The sequence below is a fragment of the Rhizobacter sp. P3_B12 genome (genome assembly GCF_056402895.1).
On record NZ_JBFUGN010001532.1, the window covers coordinates 1 to 931 of the forward strand.

The 931-nt window shown below is 68.3% G+C and carries 2 protein-coding genes; both read right to left on the reverse strand.

Translation table 11 applies throughout. From position 1 onward, the window contains the following. Positions 1-303: ATP-binding cassette domain-containing protein (locus tag AC1D01_RS36670; protein WP_477874720.1), on the reverse strand; the 303-nt coding region annotated here is incomplete at its 3' end. A gap of 12 nt (positions 304-315) precedes the next feature. Beyond that, the coding region (locus AC1D01_RS36675) for an ABC transporter permease (protein WP_477874722.1) at positions 316-931 on the reverse strand (616 nt) is incomplete at its 5' end.

Genomic DNA, 931 nt, shown 5'->3' on the forward strand with positions numbered 1-931 from the left:
GTTCAGGCTGGTCGACGGCTCCTGGAAGATCATGCCGATCTTGCCGCCGCGCACGCTGCGCATGCGCGATTCGGGCAGCGCGAACACATCCTCGCCCTCGACGTTCAGCGAACCCTGCGTGACGCGGCCGTTGTCGGGCAGCAGGCGCATCAGCGCGAGCGCCGTCATGCTCTTGCCGCAGCCGGATTCGCCGACCAGCGCGAAGGTCTCGCCGCGCGCGATGGTCAGGCGCAAGCCGTCGATGGCCTTCACGAGGCCGGCCTCGGCGTCGAGCGCCACCTTCAGATCTTGGACTTGCAGCATGGCAACGGCAGCTCAGCGAGTGGTACGGTCGACGCGGGCCAGGCGGCCCAGCGGGTTGCGGCGCGGGCGGAAGCTGCGCGCCCGCGGATCGAAGGCATCGCGCACGCCGTCGGCGAACAGGTTGGCGGCCAGCACCAGCGCCACCATGAAGCTGAACGCGGCGGCGAACGACCACCACACCACCGGGTCGCGCGACATCTCGTTGCGCGCCAGGTTGATCATGCCGCCGAAGCTGTTCATCGACGGATCGACGCCGACGCCGACGTACGACAGCACCGCCTCGTACRGGATCAGCGCCGAGAAATCGAGCACCGTCGTGATGATGATCAGGTGCACGACGTTCGGGAAGATGTGGCGCAGCATGATGCGCCACGAGCTGACGCCGAACGCCGTGGCGGCCTGCACGTAGTCGAGCTCGCGCAGCTTCATCGTCTCGGCGCGCAGCAGCCGGCACAGCGTGGCCCAGCCGGTCAGGCCGAGGATCACGCACAGCAGGAAGAGCCGCACGTCGGCGCGCTCGGCGCCGGTCTCGAACAGGTCGGGGTGGGTGTCGATGAAGACCTGCATCATCAGCACGCAGGCGGCGATCAGCAGCACGTTGGGCACCGACGACAGCGTCGTGTAGAGG